Annotated in this window: 18 protein-coding genes; 8 read left to right on the top strand and 10 right to left on the bottom strand. The window is 73.3% G+C overall.

What is annotated here, in order from left to right:
• Positions 1-2: 2 nt before the first annotated feature.
• Together PV342_RS00810 and PV342_RS00805 are read right to left on the bottom strand one after the other, a co-directional pair.
• Complete coding sequence (locus PV342_RS00810; RefSeq protein ID WP_018563802.1) at positions 3-572, bottom strand: TetR/AcrR family transcriptional regulator; 570 nt, start codon at positions 570-572, stop codon at positions 3-5.
• 5 nt (positions 573-577) lie between these two features.
• Complete coding sequence (locus tag PV342_RS00805; RefSeq protein WP_392606595.1) at positions 578-1,984, bottom strand: amidase; 1,407 nt, start codon at positions 1,982-1,984, stop codon at positions 578-580.
• Positions 1,985-2,039: 55 nt separating this feature from the next.
• Here PV342_RS00805 and PV342_RS00800 point away from each other — a divergent pair, with 55 nt between their 5' ends.
• Positions 2,040-2,834, top strand: coding sequence for an SDR family NAD(P)-dependent oxidoreductase (locus tag PV342_RS00800; RefSeq protein WP_500315564.1), 795 nt, complete (start codon positions 2,040-2,042; stop codon positions 2,832-2,834).
• Positions 2,835-2,853: 19 nt separating this feature from the next.
• Here the strand turns inward: PV342_RS00800 and PV342_RS00795 are convergent, their stop codons facing one another.
• The 5 genes from PV342_RS00795 to PV342_RS00775 form a co-directional block, all read right to left on the bottom strand.
• Complete coding sequence (locus PV342_RS00795) at positions 2,854-3,831, bottom strand: ABC transporter permease (protein WP_386993844.1); 978 nt, start codon at positions 3,829-3,831, stop codon at positions 2,854-2,856.
• 164 nt (positions 3,832-3,995) lie between these two features.
• On the bottom strand, positions 3,996-4,940 hold the full coding sequence (locus tag PV342_RS00790; protein WP_500315563.1) for a MerR family transcriptional regulator: 945 nt from the start codon (positions 4,938-4,940) through the stop codon (positions 3,996-3,998).
• A gap of 33 nt (positions 4,941-4,973) precedes the next feature.
• Positions 4,974-6,623: an FAD-dependent oxidoreductase gene (locus PV342_RS00785; protein ID WP_500315562.1), complete on the bottom strand. Its 1,650-nt coding sequence runs from the start codon at positions 6,621-6,623 to the stop codon at positions 4,974-4,976.
• On the bottom strand, positions 6,620-7,291 hold the full coding sequence (locus PV342_RS00780) for a DUF5987 family protein (RefSeq protein WP_500315678.1): 672 nt from the start codon (positions 7,289-7,291) through the stop codon (positions 6,620-6,622). The genes PV342_RS00785 and PV342_RS00780 overlap by 4 nt, the downstream gene beginning before the upstream one ends.
• 2 nt (positions 7,292-7,293) lie before the next feature.
• On the bottom strand, positions 7,294-7,887 hold the full coding sequence (locus PV342_RS00775; protein WP_500315561.1) for a hypothetical protein: 594 nt from the start codon (positions 7,885-7,887) through the stop codon (positions 7,294-7,296).
• A 195-nt stretch (positions 7,888-8,082) separates the two neighbouring features.
• Between PV342_RS00775 and PV342_RS00770 the strand changes: the two genes are divergently transcribed.
• A complete protein-coding gene (locus PV342_RS00770; protein ID WP_500315560.1) occupies positions 8,083-8,772 on the top strand; it encodes a FadR/GntR family transcriptional regulator in 690 nt (229 codons plus the stop codon).
• A gap of 113 nt (positions 8,773-8,885) precedes the next feature.
• On the opposite strand, the gene PV342_RS00765 is transcribed toward PV342_RS00770, so the two are convergent.
• On the bottom strand, positions 8,886-9,686 hold the full coding sequence (locus tag PV342_RS00765; protein WP_500315559.1) for an SDR family NAD(P)-dependent oxidoreductase: 801 nt from the start codon (positions 9,684-9,686) through the stop codon (positions 8,886-8,888).
• A 71-nt stretch (positions 9,687-9,757) separates the two neighbouring features.
• On the opposite strand from PV342_RS00765, the gene PV342_RS00760 reads away from it, so the two are divergent.
• The 5 genes from PV342_RS00760 (at position 9,758) to PV342_RS00740 (ending at position 15,005) form a co-directional block, all read left to right on the top strand.
• Positions 9,758-10,420, top strand: a complete 663-nt coding sequence (locus PV342_RS00760) for a TetR/AcrR family transcriptional regulator (protein ID WP_360999440.1) — start codon at positions 9,758-9,760, stop codon at positions 10,418-10,420.
• A gap of 143 nt (positions 10,421-10,563) precedes the next feature.
• On the top strand, positions 10,564-11,139 hold the full coding sequence (locus PV342_RS00755; protein WP_500315558.1) for an SRPBCC family protein: 576 nt from the start codon (positions 10,564-10,566) through the stop codon (positions 11,137-11,139).
• Positions 11,136-11,654, top strand: a complete 519-nt coding sequence (locus PV342_RS00750; protein ID WP_386993853.1) for a YrhB domain-containing protein — start codon at positions 11,136-11,138, stop codon at positions 11,652-11,654. Before PV342_RS00755 ends, PV342_RS00750 begins: the two co-directional genes overlap by 4 nt.
• 271 nt (positions 11,655-11,925) lie before the next feature.
• The gene (locus PV342_RS00745; RefSeq protein ID WP_391579781.1) at positions 11,926-12,669 is read left to right on the top strand and encodes an HAD family hydrolase; all 744 of its coding nucleotides are present in this window, start codon (positions 11,926-11,928) and stop codon (positions 12,667-12,669) included.
• A complete protein-coding gene (locus tag PV342_RS00740; RefSeq protein WP_400797145.1) occupies positions 12,666-15,005 on the top strand; it encodes a glycoside hydrolase family 65 protein in 2,340 nt (779 codons plus the stop codon). The genes PV342_RS00745 and PV342_RS00740 overlap by 4 nt, the downstream gene beginning before the upstream one ends.
• Positions 15,006-15,065: 60 nt before the next feature.
• Here the strand turns inward: PV342_RS00740 and PV342_RS00735 are convergent, their stop codons facing one another.
• Together PV342_RS00735 and PV342_RS00730 are read right to left on the bottom strand one after the other, a co-directional pair.
• Entirely contained in the window at positions 15,066-16,055 is a 990-nt protein-coding gene (locus PV342_RS00735) for an LLM class oxidoreductase (protein ID WP_500315557.1), read from the bottom strand.
• 62 nt (positions 16,056-16,117) lie between these two features.
• On the bottom strand, positions 16,118-17,332 hold the full coding sequence (locus PV342_RS00730) for an MFS transporter (protein ID WP_500315556.1): 1,215 nt from the start codon (positions 17,330-17,332) through the stop codon (positions 16,118-16,120).
• A gap of 160 nt (positions 17,333-17,492) precedes the next feature.
• Between PV342_RS00730 and PV342_RS00725 the strand changes: the two genes are divergently transcribed.
• Complete coding sequence (locus PV342_RS00725) at positions 17,493-17,963, top strand: MarR family winged helix-turn-helix transcriptional regulator (protein ID WP_386993860.1); 471 nt, start codon at positions 17,493-17,495, stop codon at positions 17,961-17,963.
• Positions 17,964-18,087 lie beyond the last annotated feature (124 nt).

The raw sequence follows: 18,087 nt of genomic DNA, 5'->3' as shown, positions 1-18,087 counted from the left end.
CCTCAGCGGGCGCCCGAGGCGCCCCTCGCCAGCAGGAGCAGCGCGTCGACCAGGCTCTCGGCGGAGCTGCCGGTGGCCAGACGGCGCATCTGCATGCCGAACACCAGGGCCACGACCGTCGAGGCGGCCTCCTCGGCGTCCGGCACACCGAGGGCGGTCAGGACGGACGCGGCGAGGCGGTCGTACGCGGCGAAGCACTCGGCCGCGGCCTCCCGCAGCGCGGGGTCGCGGCCTGCCTGGACGTACAGCTCGAAGGGCGCGAGGTGCGTGCTGTCGAAACCGGCCCCCTCGGCGACCTGCCCGACCAGCGCGGCGGCGCCCTTGAGGTCGATGCCCTCCTGCCGGCCCCGAGCGGCCAGTTCGGTGAAGCGGCCGGTCTCCTCCTCCACGAAGTGCAGCAGGCTCTCCCGCAACAGGTCGTGCTGCGTGGCGAAGTGGTAGGTCACCGAGCCGAGGGACACCCCGGCCTCCTGGGCGATACGCCGGTTGGTGACCGCGGCGACACCGTCCTGACCGATGATCCGCAGGACGGCGCTGATGATGTTCTGGCGGGTGCCGGCGGGGTTGGGCATGTCCGTCATTCTGTCACCGCGGCCGGGGCGCGCTGCTCGTACCAGCGCTGATCGCTCTCCAACTGCGCGGCGAGCGAGATCAGCAGGGGCTCGCTGTGGGCCGGCCCGAGGAGCTGGGCGCCGACCGGCAGTCCGTCGCCGAAGCCCGCCGGGACGCTGATGCCCGGCCAGCCGAGCACGTTCCAGGGCCAGGCGTACGGGCAGGCCGCGATCACCTCCTGGTCGGTCCGCCGGCCGGACAGCCCGGTCATGGCCCCGACGGCCGGGGGCGGGGTGGCGGTGGCGGGGGTGAGCAGCACGTCGAAGCGCGAGAACAGCTCCCCTATCCGGCGGTGCTGACCGCCCTCCGCCCGGCGGGCCCGGCGCAGGGCGGCCCCGGCGAGCAGGCGCCCGTTCCGCGAGGCGGCCAGGGTGCGGGGGTCGAGAAGCGTACGGTCCGGGACGCGGTCGCTCCACTGGCTGATGCCGGCGAACGCGCGGGGCAGGAAGCTCAGCCCGATCAGGCCGTAACGCGGCTCGGCCTCCTCCACCTCGTGGCCCAGCCGGGCGAGGGCGTCGGCCAGGTCGCCCACCGCGCGGCGTACGGCGGGATGGAGCGGTGCGCGGGCGGCGACGAACGGGGGCCGCCAGGACACCGCGATCCGCAGCCGGCCCGGTTCGCGTCCGGCCGCCTCCACGGCGTCGATGCCCGGGGGCCGGTGGACGTCGCCCGGGTGCTGCCCGGCGGCGGCGTCCAGCAGCAGCGCGGCGTCGCCCACGGTGCGCGCGAGCGGGCCGTTGACGGTCAGGCCGTGGAAGGACTCGGCGTCCGGCCAGGTGGAGACCCGGCCGCGCTGCGGCTTGATGCCCACCAGCCGCGTCCACGCCGCGGGGATGCGGACCGAGCCCGCCCCGTCCGAGCCGAGCGCCGCGGCGACCACTCCCGCCGCCACCGCCGCCGCGGCACCGCCGGAGGAACCCCCGGGCGTGTGCCCGAGGTCCCACGGGTTGCGGGTGGCACCAAAGGCGGGCCCCTCGGTGAACGGCCACTGGCCCAGCTCGCAGGTGTTGGTCTTGCCGACGACGATCGCGCCGGCCGCGCGCAGGCGCCGTACCGCCTCCGCGTCCCGGGGCTTGGCCGGGAACTCCCCCGCGCAGCCGAACGCGGTGGGTTCGCCCGCCAGGTCCGTGTCGTCCTTGATCGCGACGGGGACGCCGAGCAGCGGCAGCCGCTCGCCGCGCTCCAGCCTCCGGTCGGCCTCCTCGGCCTCCGCCAGGGCCGCCTCGGCGCGGACGCGCCGGAAGGCGTTGACGGTCGGCTGGGTGGCGTCGACGCGTTCGAGCGTCCTGCGGACCAGTTCCGCGGCGGTGACATCGCCTTCGCGCAGCGCACGCGCCTGCGCCGCCAGCCCCTCGGTTCGGGCAGTGGACACGGCCGCCCCCTCTCCCTATTGTTCGTTCGAACGAACAAGTCGGGAGGTTAGACCGATGCGGATCGCCGGTGCAACTGTTCTGCTCACGGGCGCCACGGGCGGGCTCGGCCAGGACATGGCTCGCGAACTCGCGGCCAGCGGTGCACGGTTGACCCTCAGCGGGCGCCGAGCCGACGTCCTCGAACCGCTGGCGAGGAGCCTGGACGCGAGGACCGTCCCCGCCGACCTCGCGGTCCGGTCCGACGTGGAGAGGCTGGCCGCCGAGTGCGCGGGCGTCGACGTCCTCGTGGCGAACGCCGCCCTGCCGAGCAGCGGCGACCTGCTGGACTACGCCCCCGACGAGCTCGACCGGGCCCTGATGGTGAACCTGCGAGCACCGGTGCTGCTGGCCCGGCTGCTGGCGCCGGCCATGGTCGAGGCCGGGCGGGGCCACATCGTCCTCATCGGATCGCTGTCGGGCAAGGCCGCCTCGCGGTCCACCTCCCTCTACAACGCGACCAAGTTCGGCCTGCGCGGCTTCGCCCACGGCTTCCGCGAGGACCTGCACGGCACCGGCGTCGGGGTGTCGCTGGTCCAGCCCGGCTTCGTCCGGGACGCGGGCATGTTCGCCGACACCGGCGCCAAGGCACCGGCCGGTGCCCGTACGGTGACGCCTCGGCAGGTCACGGCGGGGGTCGTACGGGCCGTCGAGCGCAACCTCGGCGAGGTGAACGTGGCTCCGCCCGAACTGCGGCTGCTCACCGCCGTCGCCGGGCAGTTCCCGGTGTTCGCGGCCCGCGTCCAGCGGCTCAGCGGCTCGGCGGAGCGCGCGACGCGGGACATCGTGACGGCCCAGCGGCACCGCCGCTGAGCGGCCGCCGCCGGGCGGTTCACAGCTGCGGATACCGGCGGCGCCGCCAGGTCCACGCGACCGCGGCGGCGGCCACCGCCCAGCCGAAGAGCACCAGGTAGGGGAAGGCGTACTGGTTGCCCGAGAAGTAGATCGCGTTGTGCTGCGCGTTCACCGACGCCCCCGGCGGCAGCCAGCGGCCGACGGCCCCCAGCGGCTGGGGCAGGAGCAGCCAGGAGACCGCCCCGCCCGAGGACGGATTGCCCAGCAGCACCATGAGCAACCACGTCGGCAGGATGGCCCACTTGCCGAACAGCATGTAGAACGCCGTGAACACCAGCCCCGAGGTCACCATCGTGAGGGTCAGGATCGCCCAGGACTGGAGGAAGGGCAGCCGCAGCACCTGCAGCCCCCAGTCCACCACCGCGACGATGGACAGGCTTCCGAGCACGGAGTACACGACGATCGTCGCGAAGCGCTCCAGCGGTCTCAGCTCCGACGCGTGCACGGTCAGCTGCACCGCGCCGAGGAAGCCCACGATGACCGCGGCCAGCGTGATGTAGAAGATCGCGAGTCCCTGCGGGTCGCCGGGCTGCAGCGGTCTGAGGTCGCCCAGGCTGAGCCGCACCCCCGCCTGCGAGGCCGCCACCGGGGCGGCGGCCGCCAGCACACGCGCCACCGAGGCCCCCGCGGCCGGTACCAGGTCGAACGAGACGGTGCCGCCCCCGGCCCTGGTCTGCGCCACGGCGAACACATGCTGCCGGTCGACGGCGTCGACGGCGGCCGCGCGCGTGGCGAAGCGGCGCTGCACCAGTTCGGTGCTCAGGCCCGAGTCCATGCCGGCAACGAACTTCTGCAACTGGGGGGAGTCGTCGACGACGCCGATCGGGACGTGATGCGGCGTCGGGTGCGCCATGGCGAAGCTGTACGAGCCGGCGAACAGGCCCGCTCCCACCGCCAGCAGCAGGACGATGACCGCGGCAGGCCGGTAACGTGACAGCCCGGAGGGGTGAGTCATCGGCATACCCTCATCGCGCCCTCCGAAAGGCCGGGCCCCGTCCCGGCCGCGTCGCGGCAGGGCCTGGGCTGTGGGGCGAACCCGCCGCCCAAATTACTGCCGGTGATCGCCCCCCGCTACCTGACGGGGCTCGGCCCCGGCGGGCCGGCGCGGTGGCCGTCGGCTCACATGCGGCCTGCCTCCAGGGCCCGGACGGCCCAGTCCAGGGCGGGTCCGCGGCTCACCGGCGCGGGCCAGCCGTTGATCACAGCGAGCAGCCGGGCGTACCGCTCCCGGCGCGGGTCTGACGCGGTCCGCAGACGGGTCAGCAGCCGTCGCCGGAGCTCGGCGCCGTCCGCGACGCCGAGCTGGTCGGCGTACTCGGCGGCGACGGCCGCGACGACCGGACGTGCTCGCTCGGAGGCGGGGTCGACTCCGGCGGCCACGGCGGCGAGGGCCCGTTCTCCGGCCGAGGCGACCACATCGCGGCGCGGCGGCGCGGTCCCGGCACGCGCGCGGTCGGCGGCGTGTTCCTCGGCCGCCCTGCGCATCACCGCCCTGAATCCGGGGTCACGGGAGAGCTCGGCCAGCTCCACCCAGGCCTGGAGCTGCTCCGGGTGGGGGTCGTCGGGCAGCACGGGGGTGAGGGTGCGGCGCGGGCCCGCGAGCGCGGGATCGTCCGCGAGGCCGTCCGGCGCGCCGAGCACGGCGTCGAGGAAGTCGTCGACGAGCCGGCCGCGTTCCTGCGCGGACAGCCTGGCCAGTTCGTGCATGAGCTCCGTCTCCTCCGGGGTGGATCCGCGCCGGGACACGACCGTCAGCACCGCGTGCCGCAGCCGTGACGTGCGGATCTGCGCCTCCAGGGCCGCGGCGTGGGCCGCCGCGACCTCGGGCAGGGACAGCTCCCGGTCCACGACCCGTCGGATCGTCGCCAGGTCGAGTCCCAGGTCACGCAGGGTCCGCACAAGCTCCAGCCGGGCCAGGGCCGGGCCGTCGTAACGCCGGTAGCCGGCCGGACTGCGGCCGGCCGGCGTCACGATGCCCCGGTCCGAGTAGAAGCGGATGGTCTTGACCGTCAGCCCGGTGCGCCGGGCCAGGTCTCCGATCGAATAGCGCGCGTCGCCGTTCACACCTCCACTCTTCCGTCTCCCCCTGAGGGAGACTCAAGCCCCCGCGCGGACCGCCACGGCCCGTGCCGCCCGCGCGACCTCGCCCCGGCGGGTCGCGCCGGTGAGCGGATCGCTCGGGGCGTAGCGCACGGCGGCGCCGTACTGGGCGCAGCGGGCGGCGATGGCGGGGCAGGCGCGTTCGGCGAGGGCCGCGATGGTCAGGGAGGGGTTGACGGTGAGGGAGGTGGGGACGGCCGAGCCGTCCGTGACGAACAGCCCCGGGTGAGTGCGCAGCTCGTTGAGTTCGGTCAGCGCGGAGATCGCGGCGAAGTCGCCGAGCCGGCAGGAGGCGAGGGGGTGGGCGGTCACCGTGCCCGCCACGTCCTCGCTCCACGGACGGACGGTGGCCAGGCCGTCCCGCTCCAGCACCGCCCGGGTGTGGGCGTCGGCCTCGGCCCAGCCGCGCCGTGTGCCGGACGTCGGCGTGAACCGCATGGTGCCCAGGCCCAGCCCGTTGGCGAGCCGGGTGAAGCTGCCGGTGAGGGGCGGCACGCCGAAGCTGCCCTCGGCCTCGTCCTCCGTCATGGCGAGCACGGTGAGCCAGGAGCGCCAGCGGGCCCGCATCTGCTTCTTGGCGACGCCCGACCAGCGCTGCCCCGCCGTCTGGGCGAGGGTGTTGGTGACGGCCGGGAAGTAGATCTGCTGGAGGGTGAAGCGGGAGAACTGCGGGGCGCTCGCGTCGAGGCGGTCGAACGACGCCGCGGTGATCGGCATCCCGATGTGCAGCGCCTCGTACGCCACAGTCACGCTGCGTGACAGTCCGAGCAGGGAGCGGACCTTGCCCTCGTCCATCTCCGCGACGCTGACCCGGTCGCCGTTGCCGGAGAAGTAGCCGCCGACGGCGGGCGGGACTCCGCCGAGGGCGAGGGCCGACCGCTGGAGGAGGACGGGTGTGCCGACGGCGCCCGCCGCCAGCACCAGGACCTTGGTGTGGAGGGTGCCCGCTCCGGTGGGGCAGGTGTAGTCCGACGGGTCGAGGGTGATGTGGTCGACGGCGTAGCGGTAGCCGGGGACCGTGGACGGGCGGATCAGCTGGACCTCGTGCAGCGGCCGGATCTCGGCGCCGTGGGCCTCGGCGGCGGGCAGGTAGTTGAGCAGCATGGAGCGCTTGGCGCCGAAGCGGCAGCCGGACAGCATCCAGTTGCAGTCGGTGCAGCGGGCCCGGTCGACGGCGACGGGCACCGGGTTGCAGGTGTGCCCGGCGCGGTCGCAGGCCGCGGCCAGCACACCGCCGGCGTAGGAGACGTCGGGCCAGTCGAGTTTCGTCACGGGCAGGGCCTGCTCGACCTGTTCGTACCAGGGGTCGAGGGCGGCGCGGCTGAGGGATGCGGGCCACAGCCGCCGTCCGGCCGCGTCGCGCCGGTCGAAGACGAAGGACGGCGCGCGCAGTGACGCGGCGAAGTAGACGACGCTGCCGCCGCCCACGCAGTTGCCCGCGACGACCGAGATGCCGTCGCCCTTGATCACGTCGACGATGCGGGGGTACGCGCCCAGGTCGAGGTCGTGCGTGAAGTCCTCGGTGGCGAGGCGCGGTCCGCGTTCGAGGACGGTGACCCGGGCTCCCGCGGCGGCGAGGTGGTAGGCGGGTATCGCGCCGCCGAAACCGCTGCCGATGACGAGGACATCGGTGGTCTGGGGGCTCATGCGGGGCTCCCGGAGGGGGTGGTGGCGGGATGCGGCCCGGCGAGGGCCGTGCCGTAGGAGTGGGCGGGGTAACGCCACAGGCCGTCGGCGTCGGGCGGCGGGAAACCGGTCCAGACCAGGCCGGGGTGGCCCTCGGCGAGGGCCTGCGCGGTGTGGCGGTGCGCGGCGGTGTCGAAAGCCAGGCCGACGAGGAAGGCGAGGAGTTGCCAGATCGCGCGGTCGAGGTCGTCGGCCTGGAAGAGCCTGGCGACCAGGGTCGTGCGGTGGTCGAAGGAGAGGCCGACGAAGGGCGGGCGGTCGATGGGGAGCAGGATGAGCTTGCCGACCGCGTAGACGGTGGCACGCGCGTCCAGCAGTGCCGCGATGCCCGGCAGGAGCGGGTTCAGCGGGAGTTCGGGGGAGGTGAGGAGGGCGATCACGCCGGCCTGGACGGCTCCGGGGCCTGGTGCGGCACCGGCGATGGCGCGGTCGGAGGACGAACGTCGCTCCCCCGGCACGAGGGTGTCGGCGAAGGCCTCGAGGGTGGAGACCGGCCAGGAGCCGAGCGAGGTGGCGGAGGTGGCGGAGGCGGCGGGCGCCGCCAGCGTGCCCAGCGCGGGCAGCGCCGCGACGGCGGCGGCCAGGCCGCGCAGCACGGCACGCCGGTCGATGTCCGGGGCGGGGGGCATCGTCACCGGCCCGCGCAGAGCAGGCTGAAGGGCAGGGAGACGGCCAGGCCCGTCTCGCCCGCCTCGTCGCCGTAGGCCTCGAGGACGTCGGCGAGTTCGGGCACGTGCGGGCGCAGCGCGGCCACCAGGTCGCCGATTCCCGCGGTGACCCCGCCGACCTTGAAGTTCGTCAGGAGCATCGCCGCGCGGCGGCCGCGCTTGTCGAACCAGTAGCGGCCGTCCCAGGAGACGTACGGGACGGCTCCGGTGGTGGACTGCACGCTCCAGTGGTCGCGCTGGTAGTAGCGGCACACGGGGAGGGCGAGCGCGAACCGGGCGGGTTCGGCGAGCAGGAAGCGAACGGCGCCGCCGCTGTCGAGCGTGATGTCGCGCTTGGAGTACTCCACGCACACCGGGTCGGAGAGCCACAGCCAGGGGTCGGGCGTCTCCCCCTCGCCGTACGCGTGCCAGTCGCAGGCGGCCGCGAACGGCGGCTCGGTGTACGGATCGGGGGCGTTCGCGGAGGCCGGTGTGGCGACGGCGGTGGCCGCGGTCGCGGCCAGCAGGGCGGCCAGGGCGGATGTGAGCAGGCGTGAGGGACGGCGGAAGCGGGGCATGGGCAGACTCCGGCGGTCGTGGGGGCGGGGCGTACGGGGCCTGGGCACCACGCAGGATGCCGCTGACGGGACATCAGGGCAAGGGGTTGCACACAGACTCATTGAATGAGTGGCTCATCCACTGCCTGAGTATGTTGACGCGCCGCCCCCCTGCCCGGTGGGCTGGGGCCGGACCGCTTCGAGAGGACGACCACGGTGGAGCCACTGCCCCGCGAGACCATCGTCGACGTACTGGAACGCCGCCTGCAGGAGGACATCCTGGACGGCACCCACCCCGCCGGCAGCCTGCTGCCCCCCGAACAGCGCCTGGCCGAGGGGTACGGCGTCACCCGCACCACGGTGAAGCACGCCTTCGGCCGGCTCACCCAGGCCGGGCTCCTGGAGACCCGCCACGGCGTCGGCACCCGGGTCCGCGACTACCTGCGCCTGGGCGGCGCGGACCTGCTGCCCATGCTCGTGCGGCACAACCCGGAATGGCTGGCCGACATCTTCGAGGTCCGCGCCGGCGTCGGCGCGTTGATCGCCGAACGCGCGGCCGCGAAGGCCACTCCCCCGCAACGCACCCGGCTGCGCACCCTCCTGGACGCCGTCGCCGCGGCCGCCGGACCCGACGCCGTCCAGCTGGCCGACGCCGAGGTCCACCGGGCCCTCGCCCGGGCCACCGGCAACCGCGTCTACGTACTCCTCACCAACACCCTCTTCGCCGCCTACCTGCCCCTGCGCGCCCGCCTCGTCGCCCCCTTCCGCGACCCGGCCGAGGCCGCCGCCCGCCTGGACCCCCTGGTCACGGCGGTCATCCGCGGGGACACGACCGCCGCCCGCACGGCGGCGCAGGCGTACCTCGCCGAGACGCAGCGCATCATGCTGGAGGCGCTGGAACCGTAGGAGGGCCGCACCGGGCCGCACCGGGCCGCACCGGGCCGCCCGGGAAGCGGCTCTGCCTGTGCCCGGTCCGCGGCAGGGGCGGGACTCGCGCGCGGGACTCGCGGGCGGCGGGGTCAGCGGGCCTGGTCGGTGGGGCGGATCAGGATCTCGTTGACCGCGACGTGGTCGGGCTGGGTGACCGCGTACAGGACGGCCGCGGCGATGTCCTCGGGCTGGAGGGTCCGCATGGAGTCGGCCATGCCCTTCGCCATGGCCCGGATCCCCGGGTGCGTGATGTGGCTGGTCAGCTCGGTCGAGACGAAGCCGGGTTCCACGAGGACGACCCGGACGCCCTGCTCGGTGACCTCCTGCCGGAGCGACTCCGCGAAGGCGGTGACGCCGAACTTGGTGGCCGAGTAGGCGCCGCTCGCGGCCGTCGCCGTGCGCCCCGAGGTCGAGGAGACCTGGACCACGGCCCCCTTGCGCTCGAGCAGGTGGGGCAGTGCGGCGTGGACCGCGTACATCGAGCCGAGCAGGTTGGTCTCGACCATGCGCGTCCACTCCGTGGTGTCCGCGTCGAGGATCGGGCCGCTGAGCATGACGCCCGCATTGTTGACCAGGATGTCGAGACCCCCGAAACGCTCGGCGGTCGCCGCCACCGCGTCCTGCACCGACTGCTGGTCGGTGACGTCCAGGTCGAGGGCGAGCATCTCGCCGGGGGCGTCCCGCACGAGGTCCTTCAGCCGGTCGGCCCGCCTGGCCCCGACCGCGACCCGGGCGCCGGCCTCCGACAGGGCGAGGGCCGTGGCCCTGCCGATGCCCGAGGACGCGCCGGTGACGAGGACGACCTTGCCTTCGAGGGTGCCGCTCATGTTGTTCTCCAGGAGTCGATGGTGCCGGTACGTGACCCAGGCAGAAGGTGACCGCTGGGTCATGTTGAGCGTAACAGCTAACCTGACCACCCGGTCACGTTGGTGATAGGCTCCACACCTGGGAGGAGGCAGGGATGAGCGGGACGACGGCCACTCCGGGCCAGCGGGCGGACATGGTGCGCAATCGACGCCTGCTGCTCGAGGCGGCGACGGCGGCGTTCGCCGAACGCGGGGTGGACGTGCCGATCGGCGAGATCGCCCAGCGCGCCGGCCTCGCCAAGGGCACGGTCTTCCGGCACTTCGCCTCGAAGGAGGACCTCCTCGCGGCGATCATGCTCCAGATGCTCGACCGGCTCATCGACTCGGCGGACCGCCTTCTCGGGGCCGACGACTCGGCGGCGGCGCTGCGGGAGTTCATGAGCGACGGCGTCGAGGTGCTCGCCGCCGACCGGGCGTTCTGCGAGGTGATCGGCCGCCCGTCACTGCAGCACGCCGAGGTCCGGGACCGCATCGCCCTGCTCTGCGACGCGGCCGAGGCCCTCACGGCCCGGGCGCGCGAGCGAGGCGCCGTGCGCGGCGACATCACGGGCACCGACGTCGTCCTGCTGCTCGGCGGGATCCACCAGACGGCGGCACCGCTGCTGCCCGAGCAGCCGCAGGCGTGGCGCCGCTACCTTGCGCTCACCCTGGACGGGCTGGTCGCCACCGACGCCGGCCCGCTGCCGGAACCGCCGCCCGCGCGCCTGGAGATCGCCGAGCCCACGACGCCCCCGCAGGGCACGAGCACCCCTCGCTGACCCCGCCCCCCCCCAACACCGCCCCGTTCCGGGAAATGCCGGATGCCGACGGGCAACCCACGCATGCCTCCCAACGGGTCTTGACCGCACCTCACGAAAGAGAGAGCATTGCTCTCGTCAGTAAGCGGTGCTCTCCATGGGGGATGATGATGAAGCTGTTCTACGCGGGCCCGTCGCTGCGGGAACTGCACGAGGAGTACGCCAAGAAGGGCCGGCTGGACGAGCGCGCACCGGTCGCCTCGACGAGTTCGGTCACCGTGGACGCACCGGTCGCCGAGGTCTGGCGGCTGATCAGCGACCTGCGCGCCTGGGACACGTGGCGCTCCGACGCCCGCGTCGTCGAGCTGGGGGCCGTCGAACCGGACGCACGCTTCCGCTGGAAACTCCGGGGGACGCCCATCACGTCCTCCTTCGCCGTGGTGGCGCCCGAGCGGGAGCTGTGCTGGACCGGTGTGGCGATGGGGTGGATGAAGGCGGTCGACCGGATGCGGATGGCGCCCACCGACGACAGCCGGACGGTCGTCACGATCGAGGAGTCGCTCTCCGGGCCCCTGCTCTCGCTCTTCTACGACAGTGCCCGGCTCCGCCGGGGCCACGAGGAGATACTTCGCATGCTGAAGGCCGCCGCGGAGGAGGGCCGGGGCCTCGCCCCCGCCGGGACCCGTGACGATGGGACGACTGGCCCGGCCCGGGCCGATCGCGGGATGCTCACCCCATGATCGAGCGCGAGGAAGCGGTCCGGAGGGTCCAGGAGCACCTGGACCTGCACTTCCCGGGGCGCATGGCGGTGGTGGAGGCCGAGGAGCACGAGCTGGCGTGGATCGTCCTCTACCAGTCCGCGGAGTACGTCAGGACCGGGGACTCGCGCCACCTGCTGGCCGGCAACGGGCCCTACCTCGTGGATCGCGCCGACGGCAGCATGCACACGATCGGTCCGGTGGACTACCTCATGGGCGGATGGGAGGAGGAGTACCGGGCCCGTGTCCGCGGGATGCCCGTACGGACCGCGGTGGACGAGCTGGACGACCGGGTCCGCGCGTCGGCGGCCGCTCGCGGCCGCGTGTTCGCCATGGTCGAGCTGCGGGAACGGATACCGGCGCTCGGCCCGGCCGAAGCGCTGGCCTACGTGACGGCCCTTCAGGGCGGAAGCGCGGCTCCGCGGGGTCCGCTCGCCGTCGTCACCGAGACGCTCCTGCCGTACCGGGAGCCCGTGGTCAAGACGGTCGCCGGGTGAACACGAAGACGCCGGCCAGGACGGGGGAAACCTGACCGGCGCCGGTTCGATGTGCGGGGCCGCGGTGGCGGTCGCCCCCGGCAAGGGGCTCCGTGGGGCTTCAGCCGAACGATCGTCCCCACGGGCGAAGGGATGAGGCCCGGGGTCACTGGCCCACTCACGGCACCCGCATGTGCTGTGTAACCACGCACTTGCCCGGATTGTTCCCGCGTCCCGGTGGTCCGCGGCCGTGGAAGGCATGCCGGTGGCCTGCTGCGGGGAAGCGCGTTGCATGACGAAGACCGGTCTCCCGGAGGGCATCCGGGCCTGCCTGTTCGATCTCGACGGAGTGCTGACCAAGACCGCGGTCGTGCACGCCGCCGCCTGGAAGGAGGTGTTCGACGACTTCCTGCGGCACCGGGAGGGTGCGGACTTCCGCCCCTTCGACAAGGTGGCCGACTACGACGAGTACGTCGACGGCCGTCCACGCGCGGACGGCGTGCGGGCCTTCCTGGCCTCCCGGGGCATCGAGCTGCCCGAGGGCTCCGCGGACGACCCGCCGGAGCGCGACACCGTGCAAGGGGTGGGCAACCGCAAGAACGAGATCCTGCTGGAGAAGATCCGCACCGAGGGCGTCGAGGCCTATCCGGGTTCCGTCCGCTACGTGAACGCCGTGCGGGCCGCCGGCCTGCGGACGGCGGTGGTGTCGTCCAGCGCCAACTGCCGCGACGTGCTGGTCGCGGTCGGCATCGAGGACCTCTTCGACGTGCGCATCGACGGCGTGGTGGCCGCCGAGCGCAAGCTCCCGGGCAAGCCGAACCCGGACACCTTCCTGGAGGCGGCGCGCGAGTTCGGCCTGGAGGCGAAGGCCGCGGTGGTCTTCGAGGACGCGCTGGCCGGCATGGACGCCGGCCGCTCCGGGCACTTCGGCTACGTCGTAGGGGTGGACCGGGTGGGCCAGGCCGACGCGCTGCGCGCGCACGGCGCGGACATCGTCGTACGGGACCTCGCCGAGCTGCTGGAGGCCGACGCGTGATCAGCCACTCCTCCTATGTGGTCGAGCCGTGGTGCGTGCGGGAGACCGAGCTGGACCTCGAGGTGCTCGCCCAGAGCGAGTCGGTGTTCGCCCTGTCCAACGGCCACGTCGGCTGGCGCGGCAACCTCGACGAGGGAGAGCCGCACGGGCTGCCCGGCTCCTATCTGAACGGTGTCCACGAGCGCCATCCGCTGCCGTACGCGGAGGCGGGCTACGGCTATCCGGAGGCCGGCCAGACCGTCATCAACGTCACCAACGGAAAGATCATCCGGCTGCTCGTCAACGACGAGCCCTTCGACGTGCGCTACGGGCGGCTCGTCTCGCACGAACGCGTCCTCGACCTGCGCGCCGGACATCTGCGCCGCACCTGCGAATGGACCTCGCCGGCGGGCTGCACCGTTCGGGTGACCTCGACCCGTCTGATCTCGCTCACCCAGCGGTCGATCGCCGCGGTCGTGTACGAGGTCGAGGCCGTGGACGACGTGCGGCTGGTCGTCCAGTCCGAGCTGGTGGCCAACGAGCAGTTGCCGAGGACGTCGGGAGACCCCCGGGTCTCGGCCGTGCTGGACTCCCCCCTGCAGCCGGAGGAGAACCAGGCGCTGAACAACCGGCTGCGCCTGGTGCACTCCACGTCGGTCACCGGTCTGCGGGTCGCGGTGGCGGCCGACCACGCCGTGGAGGGGCCGCCGTCGACGCGGAGCTTCAGCGAGAGCGGCGACGACACCAGTCGGCTCACCGTCACCAGCTCCCTGGCGGCCGGGGAGAAGCTGCGCCTGGAGAAGATGGTCTCCTACGGCTGGTCCCAGGTCCGTTCGCTGCCCGCCGTGCGCGACCAGGTGGAGGCGGCGCTCGCGGGTGCCCGCAGCACCGGCTGGCAGGGGCTGTGCGACGAGCAGCGCGACTACCTCGACGCCTTCTGGTCGCGGGCGGACGTGGAGATCGACGGCGACGCCGAGATCCAGCAGGCGGTCCGGTTCGCCATGTTCCACGTCCTGCAGGCGGGCGCGCGCGCCGAGCAGCGGGCGATCCCGTCGAAGGGCCTGACGGGCTCGGGCTACGACGGGCACTCCTTCTGGGACACGGAGACCTTCGTCCTGCCGCTGCTCACCCTGACCTCTCCGGAGTCCGTCGCGGAGGCCCTGCGCTGGCGCCAGGCCACACTGCCCGCCGCCCGGGAGCGCGCCCACCAGCTCGGCCTCAAGGGCGCGGCCTTCCCGTGGCGCACCATCGACGGCTCGGAGGGCTCCGGCTACTGGCCGGCGGGCACGGCCGCGTTCCACATCAACGCGGACATCGCCGACGCCGTCATCCTCTACGTCTCCCTCACCGGCGACGTGGACTTCGAGCGCGAGACGGGCGTGGAGATCCTGGTGGAGACCGCGCGCATGTGGCACTCGCTCGGCCACCACGACCCGCACGGGAACTTCCACATCGACGGGGTCACCGGGCCCGACGAGTACAGCGCCATCGCGGACGACAACGTGTACACCAACCTGATGGCCCAGGCGAACCTGCGGGCCGCCGCCGACATCGTCGAACGCCACACGAAGGAGGGCGCGGCCCTCGGAGTCGACGACGAGGAGACGGCGGCATGGCGGGACGCTGCCGCGGCCATGACCGTGCCGTACGACAGCGCGATCGGCGTCCACGAGCAGTCGGCGGGCTTCACCCGGCACCAGGTGTGGGACTTCGCCGCCACGCAGCCCGACCAGTACCCGCTGATGCTGCACTTCCCCTACTTCGACCTGTACCGCAGGCAGGTGGTCAAGCAGGCGGACCTCGTACTGGCGATGGTCAAGCAGCCGCAGGCATTCGACGACGAGCAGAAGGCCCGCAACTTCGCCTACTACGAGCCCCTGACGGTGCGGGACTCGTCCCTGTCGGCGTCGACGCAGGCGATCATGGCCGCCGAGGTCGGCCATCTGCGCCTCGCCTACGACTACCTGGGCGAGGCGGCGCTGATGGACCTGCACGACCTGGAGAACAACACCCGCGACGGGCTGCACATCGCCTCCCTCGCCGGCACGTGGGCCGCCCTGGTCGGCGGCTTCGGCGGGATGCGGTACCGGAACGGCTGCGCCGCCTTCGCGCCCCGGCTGCCGGAGAAGCTGCGGCGGCTCGCCTTCACGGTGCAGGTGCGGGGACGGCGGCTGCGGGTGGAGATCACCGGAGCGGCGGCGACGTACACCCTGCTGGAGGGGGAGCCGCTGGAGCTGCGGCACTACGACGACCTGTTCACCATCGGCATCGACCACCCGCATACGCGCAAGGTGCCGACCCTCCCCGCGCGTACTGCCCCGGAGCAACCGCCGAGCCGCAGCCCCCGGCACCGCTGACCCGGTCGCCTTGCCGGTGCCGCGGTCCGCGCGACCGGGGCCCGGTGCCTGGCGGCGGGGTCAGCGGCCGGGGAAGTGCGGCAGGACCTCCTCGCCGAGTTCGTGCAGCACTTCGGCGACCGGGCGGTCCCCCGGACGGAGGTTGAGGGAGACATGGGCGACACCCAGGTCCGTCATCGCCGCCAGATGGTCGAGGAGGGCGGTGCTGCCGGTGCGCAGACCGAGGCGGATCGGCTCGGCCGGGGCCGCGGGGTCGGCGAGCAGGTCGAGCAGCATGGGCGTCAGGTAGGGCCTGTCCCGTCCGCCGGTGAGCTCCCGCCACCGGCGGACGTCGCCCCCCAGGGCGCCGAGCGGGCGCGGGTAGTTCAGGCTCGCGTCGGCGTGCTCCGCGATCCACTCCGGGCTCTGGCGGGCGCTGCCGGCCACCGCGACAGGGATCGCGCCGCCCACGGGTTTCGGCAGGACGTCGATCCGGCGCTCGGCCCGTAGTCCGGTGCCGGGCAGGGTCAGCCCGAGCCCGGGTGCCGGCGTGGCCCAGGCCGCGCGCAGGGTCCGTACGCCGTCGCGGAAGGCCTGCCCGCGGCCGTCGAAGTCGGCGCCGAACAGTGGGTACTCCACGGGGCGGTCCCCGCTGGCCAGGCCCAGGACGAGCCGTCCCCCGGAGAGCACGTCGACGGTGGCGGCGGCCTTGGCGACGTGCAGGGGGCTGCGCAGCGGCAGCACGACGGCGGAGGTGCCGAGGACGACGTGCTCGGTGAGCGCGGCGAGGTGGCCGAGGTACGCGAAGACGTCGAAGACGGATCCGGCGTCGCCGAAGGCGAGCGGGTCGTACAGCGGCACGTCCCGCAGCCACAGGGCGCTGAAGCCGAGGCGGTCGGCGAGTCGGGCGAGGTCGGCGTGGCCGCTCAGGTCCGGCACCCCGAGGGGACGGCCCGCCTGCCGGTCGGCGGCGAGGCGGCCGGTTTCCCAGTCGTTGTCCAGGGGCAGTTCGAGTCCGAGGGTGAGCCGCCGATGGGGACTGGTGAGGCGGGTGAGGGCGGTGCTGGTCATGGTGCGGGCTCTCTTCGGGTGCGGTGTCGGGTCCGCGGTGCCGGCGGTCCCGGCGCGCGCGATCAGTGCCGGGAGGTGAGGGCGGGCTCCCCGGCGGGCGCGGTCCCGGCCACGACCCGGCCGTGCCGGCCGCCGCGGCCCTTCTCCAGTGCGGCGGAGACGACCGCGAGCACGAGGGCGGAGGCGGTCAGGACCGCCCCGACGAGGTTCGGTGAGGTGTAGCCGTGGCCCGCGGCGATCACGACCCCGCCGAGCCAGGCGGACAGGGCGTTGCCGAGGTTGAAGGCGCCGATGTTGACGGCCGAGGCCAGGGTGGGGGCCCCCGAGGCCTGGTCCAGGACCCGCTTCTGCAACGGCGGAACGGTCGCGAAGCCCAGGGCGCCGATGAGGAAGATCGTGGCCCCTGCGGTGAGTTCGTTGTGCGCGGTGAGGGTGAACAGCGCCAGCACGGCGGCCAGGGCGCCCAGCGCCGTGTACAGCATCGGCATCAGGGCACGGTCGGCGTACCTGCCGCCGATCAGGTTGCCGACGACCATGCCGGCCCCGAAGAGCACCAGCAGCCAGGTGATGGAGGAGTCGGCGAAACCGGTGACCTCGGTCATCATCGGGGCGATGTAGGTGATGGCCGCGAAGACGCCCCCGAAGCCGAGCACGGTCATCGCCATGGCCAGCAGGACCTGCACGTTGCGGAAGGCGCCCAGTTCGTGGCGCAGGCGCACGCCCTGCGGCTTCGGCATGTCGGGCACCAGCTTGAGGACACCGGCCAGCCCGAGGACGCCCAGGCCGGCGACGACGAAGAAGGTCGTACGCCAGCCGGCGCTCTGCCCGATGAAGGTGCCCAGCGGCACGCCTATCACGTTGGCCACAGTGAGCCCGGCGAACATCATGGAGATCGCACGCGCCTTCTTCTCCGGGGCCACGAGGTCGGCCGCGACGACCGAGCCGATGCCGAAGAAGGCGCCGTGGGTGAAGGACGCGAGGATGCGCCCGGCCATCATCACGCCGAAGGCGGGGGCCAGGGCGGAGACCAGGTTGCCGAGCACGAACACACCCATGAGCAGCATGAGCATGTTCTTGCGGGACACCTTGGTGCCGAGCAGCGTCATGATCGGCGCGCCGATCATGACGCCGAGTCCGTAGCCCGTCACGAGCAGGCCGGCAGTGGGGACGGACACCCCGAAATCGGTGGCGACCTCGGGCAGCAGGCCCATGATCACGAATTCGGTGGTTCCGATCCCGAAAGCCCCGATGGCGAGGGCCAGAAGCGCGAGAGGCATGGCGGAGACCTTCCGGAAATTGCAGCGGCATCTAACAGGCGTCCACAATAATTGCAGACGCGCTATAACGTCAAACGCTGGACATCTGCGGGCGGCGGCTTACCATGGCCAGTGGAGGATCACCGCCTCCACCCGCAGCCGCCGCACAAAGGGGACCTCGATGACCGCCACCGATCCGGCACTGACCGCCCTCGCACAGGGGTGGCACGCCCTGTCCCTGCTGCACGGTCGGATCGAGGGCCAGATCGAGAAGCAGTTGCAGACCCACCACGACCTGAGCGTGCGTGAGTACTCGCTGCTCGACGTCCTCAGCCGCCAGCACGAGGGCGAGGGTGGCCACCTGCAGATGCGCCAGGTCGCCGACGCCGTGGTGCTCAGCCAGTCGGCGACGACCCGCCTGGTCACCCGGCTGGAGGACCGCGGCCTGCTGGCCCGCTACCTCTGCCCCACCGACCGGCGCGGCATCTACACGAACGTGACCGAGGACGGCCTCAAGCTGCTGGAGGAGGCCCGCCCGACGAACAACACGGCGCTGCGCGCGGCGATGGACGAGGCGGCCCTCGTCCCGGAGCTCGCACCGCTGGTCAAGGCGGTGGAGGACCTGCAGGGCGCCAAGGTCCCCGCCTCCTGACGCAGCCAGTCGGCGCACGAGGTTATTCGGCGCTTGCAATTGACCGCGTACGCAATTAATCTGGTCGTGGAGCACGGGAAGGGCGCGTCCCCCGCCCCCTCCCGGGTCGTTCACCCGTCCGCAC

This window comes from Streptomyces sp. PA03-3a (genome assembly GCF_033792735.1).
Taxonomy (GTDB): domain Bacteria; phylum Actinomycetota; class Actinomycetes; order Streptomycetales; family Streptomycetaceae; genus Actinacidiphila.
Note: the sequence above shows the minus strand (reverse complement) of the source record. Positions and strands in the feature narration are given on the sequence as shown.